This is a genomic window from Amycolatopsis sp. NPDC041971, assembly GCF_055588925.1.
Genome location: NZ_JBVJCE010000012.1, coordinates 34,103 through 49,426, shown reverse-complemented (window position 1 = coordinate 49,426; position 15,324 = coordinate 34,103). Strand labels below are relative to the sequence as shown.

General features: G+C 69.3%; 11 protein-coding genes. 7 read left to right on the top strand and 4 right to left on the bottom strand.

Features of this window, described 5'->3' with window-relative positions; all coding sequences use genetic code 11:
• The first annotated feature begins 34 nt into the window (after positions 1–34).
• The 4 genes from ACZ6DT_RS23155 to ACZ6DT_RS23140 all read left to right on the top strand — a co-directional run bounded on the left by ACZ6DT_RS23155 (position 35) and on the right by ACZ6DT_RS23140 (position 8,683).
• Positions 35–2,119, top strand: a complete 2,085-nt coding sequence (locus ACZ6DT_RS23155) for an AbfB domain-containing protein (RefSeq protein WP_465598755.1) — start codon at positions 35–37, stop codon at positions 2,117–2,119.
• Positions 2,120–2,201: 82 nt separating this feature from the next.
• The gene (locus ACZ6DT_RS23150) at positions 2,202–4,310 is read left to right on the top strand and encodes an AbfB domain-containing protein (protein WP_465598753.1); all 2,109 of its coding nucleotides are present in this window, start codon (positions 2,202–2,204) and stop codon (positions 4,308–4,310) included.
• Between the two features lie 87 nt (positions 4,311–4,397).
• Positions 4,398–8,294, top strand: coding sequence for a nucleic acid/nucleotide deaminase domain-containing protein (locus ACZ6DT_RS23145; protein WP_465598751.1), 3,897 nt, complete (start codon positions 4,398–4,400; stop codon positions 8,292–8,294).
• Positions 8,291–8,683, top strand: coding sequence for a hypothetical protein (locus ACZ6DT_RS23140; protein WP_465598749.1), 393 nt, complete (start codon positions 8,291–8,293; stop codon positions 8,681–8,683). The genes ACZ6DT_RS23145 and ACZ6DT_RS23140 overlap by 4 nt, the downstream gene beginning before the upstream one ends.
• Positions 8,684–8,862: 179 nt before the next feature.
• Here the strand turns inward: ACZ6DT_RS23140 and qcrB are convergent, their stop codons facing one another.
• Genes qcrB through ctaE form a run of 4 tightly spaced genes read right to left on the bottom strand, consistent with a single transcriptional unit; the run spans position 8,863 to position 13,154 of the window.
• On the bottom strand, positions 8,863–10,530 hold the full coding sequence (qcrB, locus tag ACZ6DT_RS23135) for a cytochrome bc1 complex cytochrome b subunit (protein ID WP_465598748.1): 1,668 nt from the start codon (positions 10,528–10,530) through the stop codon (positions 8,863–8,865).
• Positions 10,527–11,660: a cytochrome bc1 complex Rieske iron-sulfur subunit gene (gene qcrA / locus ACZ6DT_RS23130; protein WP_465598746.1), complete on the bottom strand. Its 1,134-nt coding sequence runs from the start codon at positions 11,658–11,660 to the stop codon at positions 10,527–10,529. The genes qcrB and qcrA overlap by 4 nt, the downstream gene beginning before the upstream one ends.
• Positions 11,657–12,475 (bottom strand): cytochrome bc1 complex diheme cytochrome c subunit, encoded by an 819-nt coding sequence (gene qcrC, locus ACZ6DT_RS23125; protein WP_465598744.1) that lies wholly within the window; start codon positions 12,473–12,475, stop codon positions 11,657–11,659. The genes qcrA and qcrC overlap by 4 nt, the downstream gene beginning before the upstream one ends.
• A 55-nt stretch (positions 12,476–12,530) precedes the next feature.
• Positions 12,531–13,154 carry an aa3-type cytochrome oxidase subunit III gene (gene ctaE, locus ACZ6DT_RS23120; protein ID WP_465598742.1) on the bottom strand — a complete coding sequence of 208 codons (624 nt, stop codon included), beginning with the start codon at positions 13,152–13,154 and terminating at the stop codon, positions 12,531–12,533.
• A 95-nt stretch (positions 13,155–13,249) separates the two neighbouring features.
• On the opposite strand from ctaE, the gene ACZ6DT_RS23115 reads away from it, so the two are divergent.
• The 3 genes from ACZ6DT_RS23115 to trpD all read left to right on the top strand — a co-directional run bounded on the left by ACZ6DT_RS23115 (position 13,250) and on the right by trpD (position 15,204).
• Positions 13,250–13,666, top strand: coding sequence for a hypothetical protein (locus ACZ6DT_RS23115; RefSeq protein ID WP_465598740.1), 417 nt, complete (start codon positions 13,250–13,252; stop codon positions 13,664–13,666).
• 61 nt (positions 13,667–13,727) lie between these two features.
• Positions 13,728–14,168 (top strand): hypothetical protein, encoded by a 441-nt coding sequence (locus ACZ6DT_RS23110; protein WP_465599157.1) that lies wholly within the window; start codon positions 13,728–13,730, stop codon positions 14,166–14,168.
• A gap of 4 nt (positions 14,169–14,172) precedes the next feature.
• Positions 14,173–15,204, top strand: a complete 1,032-nt coding sequence (gene trpD / locus ACZ6DT_RS23105; RefSeq protein WP_465598738.1) for an anthranilate phosphoribosyltransferase — start codon at positions 14,173–14,175, stop codon at positions 15,202–15,204.
• Positions 15,205–15,324: the final 120 nt, after the last annotated feature.

Sequence of the window (15,324 nt, the reverse complement as noted above, 5' to 3'; positions counted from 1 at the left end):
AGACCGTCTCTCTCGAGAAAAGGGAACTGGGGTAATGCGAAGAACGACTATGTTCACGTCACGGTTGAGCCGTGGCCTGGCGGTGGCCACCGTCGCCGCCGCCTTCTCCGGACTGCTGGGCACTCCCGCCCACGCGGCCGAACCACCGCCGGGGCAGGCCGTGCCGCCGGCGATCCCGACGGCCGAACCCGACATCGGCTCGACGACCATTCCCGCCGCCACGCAACGGGAGAAGTTCGACGCCGTCAACGCCATCCACGTCGGGGAACCGACCGACGACTGGCTCCGGCTGTCCGACAAGAACTTCGTCTTCCGGATCTACGACAAGATCAGTATCGACAAGTTCCCCCGCACCAAGGCCGAAGCCTCACGGGTCTACGGGCTCACCGTGCCCGACGCCTCGGTGTTCATCCGGACCGGCGTCCACGAATTCGTTCGGCGCGATCAGGACGAGCAGGTGCTGCGCGACGCCGAAAAGCAGCATCGCGTCACCACGCGGATGAAGGCGATCGAGAACGCGCACATCGCCCCGGACCCGGCGATGCTCGACCTGACCGACCGGAACTTCGTGTTCCAGGTCTTCAGCCGGGCCACCACCGGGAGCAAGGTCAAGGCGGGCGCCGCCACCGCGTACCAGGGTGACGCCGCCGGGTGGAAGACCTTCATCGAGGTCACCGTCCTCGAACTCGCCGAGCAGGACGACCTCGCCGCCATCGAAAAGGCGCGTCAACAGGGCGAGGAAGAGGCACAGCGCGTCGAGCGCGAACTCAAGCGGCGTTCGGCGGTGGCCGCCATCCCCGCCACCTTCCAGACCGTTTGGTTGCAGGCCCCCGACGACGTCTTCATCCGCGAACTGCTGCGTCTTCCCGAACTCGCGGTCCCGGCGAACGTCGAGATCAAGGACGCCGCCGATCTCGCTTCGCGCAGCACCGATCCGGCCGTGTGGCGGACGTTCGTCAACACCGGCCTCAAGGAGGCGGCGGACCGGGGCAAGGCCCGCCGCGAACGTGAGGAGGACGAGGCGAACCGCCGTGTCGTCCGGGAGATCAGGACCAGGGCGGAGAACGGCGGTGTCCGGCCCCGGCTGGTCGCGGCCGCCGACACCGCGCTCACCGGTTCGCGCTCCGACGTCGTCGCGTTCCTGCGCGAGGGCCAGTACCAGGTGCTCAACCAGTCGCTCCAGGCCGTGACCCCCGGGGTGAAGGGCTGGTACGTGCACTCCGGCGGCGGCGACGCCTGGATCACCCCCGGGCAGGCCGGTACCGACGGCACCAAACCGCTGCCGTACGCGACGTGGAAGGTCGCGAACGGGCTTGCCGACCCGCTCTGCTACTCGTTCGAATCCGTCGACCGCACCGGGAACTACCTGCGGCAGCAGGACTTCCGGGGCAAACTGCACGGCAACGACGGCACAGACGCGTTCAAACGGGACGCGACCTGGTGCCCGAAGCGCACCGGCTGGGGCATCGCGCTGGAGTCGAAGGCGCAGCCGGGCCGGGTCCTGCGGCACATCGACGCGCAGCTGTGGGTCGCGCAGCTCGGCGGGGGCAACTGGTTCGACACCGAACGGCTGTTCAACGAGGACTCGGGCTGGAAGGTCGTCGCCCCCAACCCCGAGGTCTCCACCCCGCTGACGCTGGGCTGGTACAACGACGACCAGCTGCGCGCCCTGGCCGGGAACCCGAAGGCCGCCGAGGTCCACGACGCGGGCGTCCGCTACCGGGACTTCCAGAACGGGCGCGTCTACTGGGGCCCGGAGACCGGCGCCAGGTTCGTCACGGGCGAGGTCCACGCGCGGTATCTGGCCTTGGGCGGGCACAAATGGCTGCTGCCCTCGACCCATCAGGTCACCGGGGGCGGTTCGGCCAAGATCTCGCTGCAGCAGGGCGTCGCGCTCTACTGGACCCCGGCGACCGGGGCGAAGCTCGTGATGGGCGCCATCCGTGGCAAATGGGATTCGCTCGGCGCGGAGACCGGTCAGCTCGGTTTCCCGACCAGCGACGAGTACGACATCCCCGGCGGACGCCGCAGCGATTTCCAGAACGGTTGGTACATCACCTGGAACGCGGCCGACGGCGAAATGAAGGTGCTTCGCCGCGTGGTCATTCCCGTGGGCTGAGTTCGGCCCCGAATCCGGCCGGGGACCGGGAGTCCCGTTCCCCGGCCGGTCTTTCTCTTCTCCTCGACGAAGGTATTCCGAAATGCGAAGAACACTGGGGAACACCGGAAAATTGACCCGAACGTTCGCGATCCTGACCGTCGCCACCGCGCTGACCGGTCTGGTCACCCCGGCGGGCGCGAGCGCCGCACCGCCGCCGCCCGCGCCCGAGGCCCCGCTGGAGAGCCCGGACGCGACGGCGGCCGAACTCCCGGCCGCGACCGAACTGGAAAAGGTCAGGGCGGTCCACGAGATCGAGGTCGGCGACGCGACGTCCGAATGGCGTAACGCCACCGACATGAACTTCGTCTTCAAGGTCTTCGACCGGATCAACGGCACCGATTTCCCGCTCACCAAGGAAGAGTCGTACCGGGTCTACCGGATCATGGTGCAGACGCCCACCGCTCCGGACGCGACGGCGTTCATCCGCACCGGGGTCTTCGACTTCGCCGCGCGGGACCGGATCGAACGGCAGCGCCGCCAGGACGCGTGGAACGAGACCGTCCGCGTCCGGCGGGAGGTGCTGATCGACGCCGAACTCGCCTACGACGACGTCATCCTCAACGACAACGACCAGAACTTCGTCTACAAGGTCTACCAGCGGGCTCCGGCGGGCACCAAGCTCAAGCTCGGTGCCCTCGACGCCTTCGGTGGCGACGCGGCGGTCTGGAAGGACTTCATCGAGAACAAGATCCGGGAGCTGCATCACCAGGACCAGCTCGACTACATCGAGCGGGAGAAGCAGAAGGGCGAGGAAGAAGGCCGTCTTGCCGAAGCGGCCGCCGCCAAGAAGGACGCCTGCCACAAGATCCCGGTCGTCGCCGTCGCGAGTTGGCTGCTGCTGCCCGACGACGACTTCATCCGGGAACTGCTGAAGACGCCGGAACTGGCCGACCCCGCGCACCGTGAGATCAAGAACGCGGCGAACGCCGCCCTGATCAGCGGGGCGGCGGACTGGACGCGGTTCATCGTCACCGGCATCGGCGAGGCCCGTGCCCGCGACGACGCCCGGATCCTGCGCGAGCGCGAGGAAGCCGACCGCCAGAAGGTCCGGGACATCAAGACGAAGGCCGACACGAGCAGGCTGCGCCCGCGGCTCTCGGCGGCGGCGGCTTCGGTCGCGACGACCGGGACCTGGGACCAGGTCAAGGACTTCCTCGCCAAGGGCCAGTACCTTCCGCTGGACCAGGGTTTCCAGGGGGTCACGGTGAACACCCGTGGCTGGCACGTGCGCAGCGGCGGAGGCGACGCCTGGGCGACCCCGGGGACGCAGCCGGCGAACACCGCCACCGCTCCGCTCGGCGAGGCCAGCTGGAAGGTCGTCACCGGGCTCGCGGACGCGAACTGCTTCTCGCTCGAATCGGCCACCCGGGTCGGCAGCTATCTGCGAGTCGCGCCGAACCTGCGGGTCCAGCTCGCGGGCAACGACGGCACCGACGGGTTCAAGCTCAACGCGACCTGGTGTGCCCGGCCGGGACTGGACAACAGCGCGGGCAACGTGAGCCTGCAGTCGAAGGCCCACTCCGGCCGGTACCTGCGGCAGTACTGGGGCGAGCTGTGGGCCGCGCACGGCCAGAGCAACGAGAACAATTTCGACACCAAGGGCAACTTCGCGACCGACGCGTCGTGGAAGACCGTCGACCCGAACCCGAACATCTCCACGAAGATCGACCTCCGCCTGCTCAACGAGGACTGGTGGCGCGAGTACTTCGGGCCGGCGGTGACGCCGGAGTACATCGAGAACGGGGTGCGGCTGCGGAAGTTCCAGAACGGCGCGGCCTTCTGGAACCCTGCGCAGGGGCCGAAGAACATCCTGTACCCGATCCTGACCAAGTACTGGTCCATGGGCGGGCACAAGGTCCCCGCCAACCTGCCCATCGTCGACAACCTCTTCCTCCCGGACGGGGTCGGCCGGGCGACCCATCTCGAAAGCGGCCGGTCCATCTATTGGAGCCCGGCCACGGATTCGCGGCTGATCTTCGGTGCCATCCGCGATCTCTACGAAAAGATGGGCTGGGAGCGGAGCTGGCTCGGCTATCCCATCTCCGACGAGATGGACGTCCCGGGTGAACCCGGGAAACGCCGCAGCATGTTCCAGTTCGGGAACATCGATCACACCGCCCAGAAGGGCGCGTGGGCGTACGCCAGGTGACACCGGTGGCCTCGCCGGGAAACCGGCGAGGCCACCTTTTCCTTCTCCCACTCTTTTTCCAGGATTCGAAGACTTCTGGGGGTTCAGATGTCCAAACCCGAACACGCGCTGAGAGCGCTCGTCCTCTTCTTGGTCCTGACCGTTTTCGCCGGGTTGATCCAACCCGGTTCCGCGTCGGCCGACGATCCACCACCCGTTACCCCGCCACCGACGTCACCCGCGCGGCCGATGCCGGAGGACCCGTACCGCAACTGGGACGGACAGGCGGGTGTCCCCTCCCTCGTGGGCGAACCGTTCGTCCGTCAGATCGTCGCCGACCACGCGGAACTGGCGGAGGAGCCGGAAGTCCGCGAAGCCGCCGCGGCCGCGCTGGCCGCCGGCACCGCCGCCGCGCTGGAGGAATTCCTCGAACAAGGTCTCGACGCGGCCAGAGCCCGCGCCGCGGCACGCGTGGCCGAGACGGCGAGGCAGAACCGGGCCACGATCCAGGCGATGACGGGCACCGGCGGCCCGATCTTCAAGGCCGAGGTCCAGCGGGTGCTGGCGGGCACCGACACCGATCGCGAGCAGTTCCTGGCCTACGGCAAGGAGATCGCGCAGGAACGGGACGCGCAGATCGCCGCCGGGACCCACGCCAGGGCCGACCAGCTGCGCGCGCGGGTCACCGCCCTGCTCGGCGTCGCCGGGCACCACGTGAAGACCGCGGCGCAGGCCGCGCTAGACGCCGGTGACGCGGCGATCGCCGAATTCCTCAACACCGGCTACCTGGCCGCCGCGCGTCGCGATGCCGAAGATCGCGACAAGCAGATCCGTGACCTGGAGGCCGCCGAACGCGCGGCCGACCAGCTGAGTGATCTCGCCCGGCGGTCCGCCAGGGCGATGACCGCGCGCGGACAGCTCGTGGTGGCGCACGGCGACGCGCTGCGGGCGTTGCAGCGGGTGGCCAACGCGATGGTGCTGGCGGGCAACGAAGCCCGTAAGGCCAAGCAGATCCTCGACGCCAACGACGCGGCGGGGAATCACCCGGCGGATTCGTTCACTCTCGTCAAGGCCGAAGCCGCACGTCAGGTGGCCAACGCCCGCACCGCGTCGACCGACGCCGTCGGTGCCGCCGAACGAGCGGGTGTCCAGGCCGCCGAACTCATCGCCGCCGGGCTGCCCTACGGCACGCAGTGGGGCGACATGGCCCGGGGAATGGCGGCGGCCGCCCAGGGCGCCGTGCACGCTTCGGAGACCGCACAGCACGCGATCGACGCCACCGAGGCGACCGACCAGGCCCGCAACGCGCAGGAACGGGCGGAGCGGCACGCGGAACAGGCACGTCAGTGGGGTCTGCACGCCGAACAGCACGCGCAGGCCGCCAAGGCGGTCGCCGAGGCCGCCGCCGCACAGGCCGCGGCGGCCAAGGACGCCGCCGTGCGCGCCAAGTCCGCTCGCGAACAGGCGGAAGCCGCGGCCGAGGCGGCCAGGGCGGCCGCGGACCGGACCCGCGGGCACCGGGAGGAGGCGCAACGCCAGCGGGACCGGGCGAAGAGCGCCCGGCAGGTCGCCGAGGCGGAGCGCGTCAACGCGGCCAACGCGCGGCAGCGCGCCGACCAGGCCGCGGCGGAAGCGCGACGGCAGCGCGGCGAGGCCCAGCGTCAGGCCGGGATCGCCGAGGACGCCAACCAGCGGGCGCAGCATCAGGAGCGGCTCGCGAGCGACGCCGAACAGCGGGCGGTCACCGAGGAAGGCAACGCACGGACCGCCCGTGACAACGCCTACGCGGCCGAGCAGCGGAAGCAGGCGGCCCAGGCCAAGGCGGACGCGCTCACGGCGGCCGAGGCGGCGGCCCGCGGGACGACGGCCGAGGGCGACGCGCGCAGGGCGGCCGATTCGGCCCGAGCCGAGGCGGGACAGGCCACCACGGCGGCTTCCGCGGCACGGGACGCGGCCAACCGGGCGACCGGGGCGGCCGTGGTCGCCAGGGAAGCGGCGACCGAGTCGACCCGGGCCGCGGCCCGGGCACGCGCGGCCGCGCAGGAGGCCAAGGCAGCCGCCGCGGCCTCGAACAGGGCGGCGGGCCAGGCCGAGTCGTCGGCCGCGGAAACGCACCAGCACGCGACCCGGGCCAACGTCAAAGCCAGCGAAGCGACCCTGGAGGAGACCAAGGCGGCCGAGGCCGCGCGTGCGGCAGTCCAGCTGGCCGAACAGGCCTCCCAGGAGGCCATGCGGTCGCTGATGGCGGCGGAACGGACCCGTGCCGAGGCCGACGCGGCCTTCAACGAGTCGGTTTCGGCGGCCACGCAGGCGTCCGTCGCGCTCCGGGCGTCCACGGCGGCGAGCTCTTCGTCGGCGGCCATCACCGATCCGGCGAACACCGCGATCAGGGTCGTCGCGCCGTACGCGGGCACGGACATCGACGCGGACTTCGTCATCCTGGTCGCGAGCCAGGCCAGGGCCGTCGGCGAGGAACAGGCGAGGGCGGCGCGGGAACGGGCCGCCGAGGCCCAGCTGGCCGCCGAACGCGCCGCGGACGCGGCCAGGCGGGCGGCGGACACGGTGAAACCCGCCTTCGAAGCCGCGGCACGGGCGGCGTCGTCGGCCGCGGCGGCGGCGAATTCCGCCGCCGAAGCACAGGAAGCAGCGGCACGCGCGGCGAACGAAGGGGCACTCGCCCGAGCGGCGGGCGACCGGGCGAACGCGTCCGACGCCGCCGCCAGGGCCGACGCGCAGACCGCCAGGGCCGCCGCCAACGAGGCGAACGCCGACGCGGCCATCGCGGGCCGGAGCGCGGCCGCCGCCGAGCGGGAGGCCCAGGCCGCCCGCGACGCCGCGGGCCGGGCCGAGAACGACGCTCGGCTGGCCAGGGAAGCGGCGACGAACGCCGAAAGGTCGGCGGCCGAGGCCAGGGACGCCGCCGACCGCGCGGAGGAGCACGCCCGCAACGCCGCCGCCGCGGCCGAGAGGGCGAGGCAAAGCGCGACCGAGGCTCAGCAGGCCGCGGACCGCGCCGAAGAACGGCAACGTCAGGAAGAAGAGGAAACACGGCGCAAGGCGGCCGAGGCGTCCGGGCAGCTCCCGGACCTGACGCCGGAAGAAGCCGCGATGCTTTCGACGTCCGAATTCGGGCGCATGCTCCTGGACGAATACCGGCAGGCGAGGGACAAGGCCCAGAACGGCGGCGGGGTCGTCGAATTCCTCGTCGAGATCGGCGCCGAAGTGCTGCTTGAGGTCATCGGCTGGCGCGACGCGGAACGGTGCTTCGGCGACGGCAACATCGAAGCCTGCATCTGGACCGTCCTCAACGTGGCGTCGGTGGTCGCGGTGTTCTTGAAGCTGCCGAAGGTGGCTTCGGCGGTCGTGAAGATCATCGACAACATCAAGAAGTTCGTGAGCAAATCCGACCTCTTCCGCAAGGTCGTGGAGAAGGTCACGCCGGTCTTCAAGACCATCCGCAAATGGTGCAAGCGGCTCTCCGAAGTCCCGATGGCCACCGCCAAGACAGCAAATCTGCCGGACTTCACCTGCGGGCTCGTCGACTACGACAGTGGCGGAATGCCGTCCATCGCGATGGACGCGCGGATCGGGTCCGGCTTCGGGATCGGGCACAACATCGCGGTCGCCTACCTGGAAGGCTGGACCAACCCCGACGGCAAGTACCCGAACTACGTGATCGGTTACAGCGACGGCGATGACCGGCACTCCGAGAGGGATATCGTCCAGAAGGTGCGTGCCAAGGGGAAGGACCCGAAGAACATCAAGGCCCTGTACTCCGAACGAGAGCCGTGCCCGGACTGTGACCGGGATTGGGTGCCCGAAATGGGGGACGATCTCGTGGTCTCCTACTCGGTGGCCTGGACCAATGACCGGATGCTCAATTCGGCGTACAAGCAGATGCTGCAGGGCTACATGCGGGCCGCCTACCGGAAACGCGGCATCAATTTCCCCGGCGCGCTGATCGCCGAGACCAAGGAGGAACGCGTGCTCGTGGGTGCCGGATGACGTCGCCGCGACGGGTCTCCCCCGCCGACCGGGAACGGCTGCTCGCACTGGGCGGCCGGACCTCGGCGGTCCTGCGGGAGGCGGGTTTCCGGGTGATCGCCGAACCGGACCTCTCCGGCCTCAGCGACGAGGGCGGCGCGGCGATCGACGTGGACCTCTTCGGAACTGCCGGCGGCGTCTATGTGAACTGGCTGATGAACGTCGCCTGGCAGGAGGAGGTCTACCGGCACCTGACGGCCGGGGAGATCGAGCATCCGAGGGTGCGGCAGCTGAACGCCGCACACGCGGCGGTGAGGGCGGCGCTCACCGCCGTCCTCACCGCCGCGGGCCTCACCGTGGTGCCGAGCGAGGACGACATGCGGCCACTGGAGCTGCGGGTAGTCGGCTGACGCCCGTGTGACTGGTCCGTGAAGGCCTCCTTGAGGGACCCTGGGTCCCTCAAGGAGGCCTTCACGGACCTCGGCGGCCAGACCATGGCAAGACGAAGGGCGCTTTCCCCGCATGAGATGCGGGGAAAGCGCCCTTCGTCGCGTGTAGCGAGGGGAAGTCCCCTTCCGCGGCGGTCTAGCTAGTGCCCGGAAGTGATCTCCTTGCGCTCCTGCGAAGGCTCGCCACCGATGTCGTCGACCTTGCCGTTGCCGTGCCCGTTGGACCGGGCGCGCTCCAGCGCGATCGTCTCCTCGACCGGGTCCGGGGACCAGGTCGAACCGGCGACGGCGTGCCCCGCCGAGCCGAGCTTGTTCATCTTCTTCGGCACCGACGCGCCCTGGTATTCGAGCGGGATCGCGTGGCCGTGGTCGTCCACCGGGCCGAGCGGCTGGTGGATCTCGATGAACTCACCGTGCGGAAGGCGCTTGATGATGCCGGTTTCGACACCGTGCTCGAGCACCTCGCGGTCGGCCCGCTGGAGACCGAGGCAGATCCGGTAGGTGATGTAGTACGCGATCGGCGGCGCCAGCAGGACACCGATCCGGCCCGCCCACGTCGTCGCGTTCAGCGAGATGTCGAAGGCGAACGCGATGATGTCGTTGAAGCCCGACAGCATGATGACCGCGAAGAACGTCAGGGCCATGATGCCCAGCGAGGTCCGCACCGGGACGTCGCGCGGACGCTGCAGCAGGTTGTGGTGCGCGGTGTCCTTGGACAGCTTTCGCTCGATCCAGGGATACATCAGCAGCAAGCCGATCAGCAGCGGCATCCCGACCGCGCCGGGGAAGAACACCGCCGGGACCGTGTAGTTGCCGAGGTAGAGCTCCCACGCGGGCCAGATCCGCAGCATGCCGTCGGCCCAGGCCATGTACCAGTCCGGCTGCGAACCCGCCGAGACCTGCGCCGCGTTGTACGGGCCGATGTTCCAGATCGGGTTGATCTGGAAGAGGCCCGACATCAACGCGATGACGCCGGTGACCAGCGCGAAGAACGCACCGCCCTTGAGCGCGAAGACCGGCATGATGCGGACGCCGACGACGTTGGTCTCCTTGCGGCGCACGCCAGGGAACTGCGTGTGCTTCTGGTACCAGACCAGCGCGAGGTGCGCGGCCACCAGGCCGAGCATGATGCCCGGCAGCAGCAGGATGTGGATCGTGTACAGGCGCGGGATGATCTCGTTGCCCGGGAACTCACCGCCGAACAGCGCCCAGTGGATCCAGGTGCCCATGACCGGCACCGAGAGCACGATGCCCGACAGGGTCGCGCGGATACCGGTACCGGAGAGCAGGTCGTCCGGGAGCGAGTAGCCGAAGAAGCCCTCGAACATGCCCAGGACCAGCAGCAGCGCACCGATGACCCAGTTCGCCTCACGCGGGCGCCGGAACGCGCCGGTGAAGAAGATCCGGAACATGTGCACCATCATCGAAGCCACGAAGATCAGCGCGGCCCAGTGGTGCAGCTGGCGGACGAACAGCCCGCCGCGGACGTCGAACGAGATGTCCAGCGTGGTCGCGAAGGCCCGCGACATCTCGACGCCCTGCAGACCGGTGTAGCTGCCGTTGTAGACGACCTCCTCCATGGAGGGGTCGAAGAACAGCGTGAGATAGACACCCGACAGCAACAGGATGATGAAGCTGTAGAGCGCGATCTCGCCGAGCAGGAACGACCAGTGCGTCGGGAACACCTTGTTGAGCTGGTGCCGCATGCCCTTGGCCAGGTGATACCGGTCGTCGGCCCACTTCGCACCAGCGCCCGCGGCCTTCTCGACCGGGTTCGTCCCCTTTGTGGGGGTGGTGAGTGAACTCATGACTTACGCTCCCAAAAGGCCGGTCCGACGGCCTCGTTGAAGTCTCCGCGCGCGATCAGGTAGCCCTCAGAGTCCACTGTAATCGGAAGCTGGGCCAAGGGCCGGGTCGCCGGCCCGAAAATCGGCTTGGCGTAGTGGAGCGCGTCGAACTGCGACTGGTGGCAGGGGCAGAGGATGCGGTTGGTCCGCTGCTCGTACAGGGAGGTCGGGCAGCCCACGTGACTGCAGATCTTCGTGTACGCGTAGTAGTCGCCGAAGTTGTAGTCTTCCTGGCCCTGACGCTTGACGACCTTGGCGGCGTCGGTCGGGCGGAGACGGATCAGCATGACCGGGTTGTCGACGCGTTTGAAGGCGGCCGACAGCGCGTGCTCGTCGTGCTCTTCGGACTTGCGGTACGGGAACACCGTCTCCATCGCGCCCGCGTCGAGGTCCTCGGCCTTGACCAGGGAGACCTCGTGCGGACGGCCGGTGTTGCGGCGCAGGTAGACGACCTCGTCCGGGAAGTTCTTCTTCCAGCCCGAGTGCCACAGGGAGTCGCGGTTCTCGGTGTCCTTCCACGGGTCCTTGATGAAGGACGCGATCGGCAGCGCCGCGACGGCGAGACCGAGCACGCCGGCACCGGCACCGGCGGACCGCTTGATCATCGAACGGCGCGCGATGGTGCTGCGGCTGCCCGAGTCGGCCAGCTGGGCGAGGATGGTGGCCTTGTCGACCTCTTTCGACCCGCCGTCCCCGCGTTCCTGGATCGAGACCTCGGCCGGGATGAACTTCTTGGTGTAGAGGACGGCACCGACGCCGATGGCGAGCACGGCCACGCCGAGCGTGACACCGAGCAGCGGCGTGTAAAGCGTGTACATGGTGTAGCCGGCCTTGCCCGGCTCCTTGTACTCGAACCAGTGCGGCCACGCGAGGAGGACCACGAACGCGAGGCCGGACAGCGCGGCCAGCACGAACCAGAGGGCGACGGCGCGCTCGGCGCGCTTCTCCGCCTTCGTCCCCTCGACCGGCCAGGGCGTCGGGTACTCGACGATTTCGACCCCGTCGAGCGCGGTACCCAGCTTGACCAGCTGGTCGCGATCCATGTCCGCCAACTCCGCCTCTGTCGGCGGCTTCGGCCCTTCGGCGCTCATGCCTTCGATCCAATCCACAACGTCACGCCGATCAGCGCGGCGATCCCGACGATCCACGCGATCGCGCCCTCCGAGGCCGGGCCAAGACCGCCGAGCGAGTTACCGCCGGGTGAGTTGTTCCCGTTGCTCACGGACTTCACGAACGCGATGATGTCCTTCTTCTCCTCCGGCGACAGCTGCCGGTCGGAGAACTTGGGCATGTTCTGCGGCCCGGTGAGCATCGCGGTGTAGATCTGCTCTTCCGTGGCCGGGTCCAGGTTCGGGGCGAACTTGCCCGAAGAGAGCGCGCCGCCGCGGCCGGTGAAGCCGTGGCAGGAGGCGCAGTTGAGACGGAAGAGCTCGCTGCCGCGCGCGACGTCCTCGCCGCGCAGCGCGTCACCCTTCTCGGTGGGACGCTGCACGCCACCGCCGTTGGCCTGGATGTAGGCGCCGAGGGCGTTGATCTCGGCCTCGGTCAGCTTCGGCGGCTTCCGCTGCGCCTGGGCTTCCTGGCGGACCGCCGGCATACGGCCGGTGGAGGTCTGGAAGTACACGGCCGCGTCGCCGATGCCGATGAGGCTCGGGCCACGGTCGGTGACACCTTCGAGCTTCGGCCCGTGACATTCGATACACGTGTTGTTGTAGAGCTTCTCGCCCTCACGCAGGAGGGCGGATTCGCCCTGCGCCTGCGCGGTCTGCGGCTCCGGGGCGAAAACGGCGTACAACCCGCCCACGCTCAGCAGCGCGATCCCGAGCGCCAGCGCGCCGGCGAACCGCCTGCGTGCCTTCGACCGCTTGCGGAAGCGGCGCTCCGTGTTGTCCTTGCTGGAGGTCATCTTGCGGCAACCCTTGCTGTCAGTTCAGGCCGATAGGTCGTGGTGGCGGCTTCGTTCACGGAAGGATGTAGATCACCGCGAACAGGCCCACCCACACGATGTCGACGAAGTGCCAGTAGTACGACACGACGATCGCCGAGGTGGCTTGGGCCGGGGTGAACTTGCTCAGCTTGGTGCGGATGAGCAGGTACACGAACGCGACGAGCCCGCCGATGACGTGCAGGCCGTGGAACCCGGTCGCGAGGTAGAAGACCGTGCCGTACGCGCCGGACGGAATGGTCAGCCCCTCGTGGATCAGGTTCAGGTACTCGTAAGCCTGGCCACCCACGAAGATCGCACCCATGATCAACGTGATGATGTACCAGCGGCGGAGGCCGAACACGTCACCCTTTTCGGCGGCGAACACACCGAACTGGCAGGTGAACGACGACGCCACGAGGATCACGGTGAACGGGATCGCCAGCGCGATGTTCAGGTGGAAGGGCTCACCGTGCAGCGGCGGCGGCCACTGGCCGGACGCGTTCTGCGCCTTCACGGTGAAGAACATGGCGAACAGTCCGGCGAAGAACATCAGTTCGCTGGACAGCCACACGATGGTGCCGACACTGACCATGTTCGGCCGGTTCAGCGAGTGGACCCGCTGGCTGATGGTGGGAGCTGCCGTTGTCACGCGTCGCATTATGTCCTCTCACGCACGGGGCCCGCCGGGTGGGTCCACGGCAAGTCGCGTGCGTGTCGGGTCACATCTGAACGAAAGTGGGAACAGGGCTACTCATGGGTTTACTAGATCGGCTTCGTGACCTGGTCAAGAAGCCGAAACTCCCAGGTCTGACCGTCGACACGCCCGGCGTGGAGATCGTCGCGGAGGCTTTCGATCCGGCCGAGGCGGATTCATCGGTGCTGGCGAGATCACCCGCTTGGGTCGCCGAGGCGCCCGCGATCCTGCGCCATCACTTGAAGCTCCCCCCCGAAAAGGTGGCCGAGGCGACATCGATCCTCGCCCAGGACGGCTGGGAACTGCGAGAACAGGGCCCCGACGGCGGCTTCACCCGCATGCACGCGGTGCGCGTCCAGACCCTCGACGCGCTGCACTGCGCGCAGGAACGGTCACGGATGGCGGGGCTCGCGCAGCGGCTCGGCGGCGATTCGCTGGGCTGGGACGCGCTTCAGCCGTCGGGGGCGGCCACGTGATGTCGGTCATGGCGGATAACATCGCGGGGTCGACATGACTAGACGAGGCGGAGGCGCGCTCATGGGCGAGCAGGCGATGCGGATCCTGGTGTTCAGCCACAAGGCGGAGGTGCGCGAGGCGATCATCAACGCCGTCGGCCGCAGGCCCGCCGCCGACCTCGGCCGGGTGGACTACACCGAGGCCTCCGGCATCTCCGAGGTCCTCGTCGAGATGGACGCGGGCAACGTGGATCTGGCCATCCTCGACGGCGAGGCGCAGCCCACGGGTGGCATCGGGCTGACCCGCCAGTTGAAGAACGAGATCGGGGTGGGGGCGGGCCGGGCTGGTAAGAACACCGGTTGCCCCCCGATCGTGGTCTCGGTACGGCGCAAGGACGACCGCTGGCTCGCGACCTGGTCGCAGGCCGACGCGGTGCTCGTCCACCCGCTCGACCCGCTGACGGCCGCCGAGACCGTCGCCGACGTGCTGCGCGCCCGGCGGGTGCCGGCCGTGCACGGCTGAGCCGATGAGCGCGGCCGCCAAGACCTGGCCGTCCCTGCTCAACCAGCTCATCGCGCGCGCGGATCTGTCCGAGGAGGACACCGCGTGGGCGATGGACCAGATCATGAGCGGGGCGGCGACGCCCTCCCAGATCGCCGGGTTCGCCGTCGCGCTGCGCGCGAAGGGTGAAACACCGGCCGAGATCTCCGGCATGGCCGACGCGATGCTGGCGCACGCCAAACGGGTGACGATCGACAGGCCGTCGGTGGACATCGTCGGCACCGGCGGCGACCGGTCCAATTCGGTGAACATCTCCACCATGGCCACGGTGGTGACGGCCGCGGCCGGCGCCCCGGTGGCCAAACACGGCAACCGGAGCGCGTCGTCGAAGTCCGGCGCGGCCGACGTGCTGGAGGAACTGGGCGTCACCATCGACCTGCCGCCCGAGACCGTCCAGCGCAGCGTGAACGAATTGGGCATCGGCTTCTGCTTCGCGCCCAAGTTCCACCCCGCCCTGCGCCACGCCGGCCCGACGCGCGGCGAACTCGGCGTGCCGACGACGTTCAACCTGCTGGGCCCGCTCACCAATCCCGCGCAACCGCGCAGTTCGCTGATCGGCTGCGCGTACGAGGACAAGACCCGCGTGCTGGCCGAGGTGTTCGCGCGGCGCGGGATGACCGTGCTGCTCGTGCGCGGCGACGACGGACTGGACGAGATCACGACCACGACCACGAGTTCGGTGTGGGTGGTCTCCGGCGGCGAGATCACCGAGCGGAGCTTCGACCCCGCGTCGCTGGGCATCGCCCGCGCGACCGCGGCGGATCTGCGCGGCGGCGACGCGGCGCACAACGCCGAGGTCTTCCGGCAGGTGATGGCCGGGAAGACCGGGCCGGTACGGGACGCGGTGCTGCTCAACTCGGCGGCCGCCCTGTCTGCTTTCGCCGGGTTCTCGGGTTCGCTGGAAGACGACCTGGCCGCTGGGCTCGCGCGGGCGGCCTCGGCCGTCGATTCGGGTGCGGCGGCCGACCTGCTGAACCGATGGATCGCCTTCGCCTGACCCCTGGGTCTCGCAAGTGTCAGCCTCCTGGCGGGGGGGGGGGGGGGGGGGGGGGGGGGGGGGGGGGGGGGGGGGGGGGGGGGGGGGGGAGGGGGAAGAGGGGGGGAGAAGAGAGGGAGA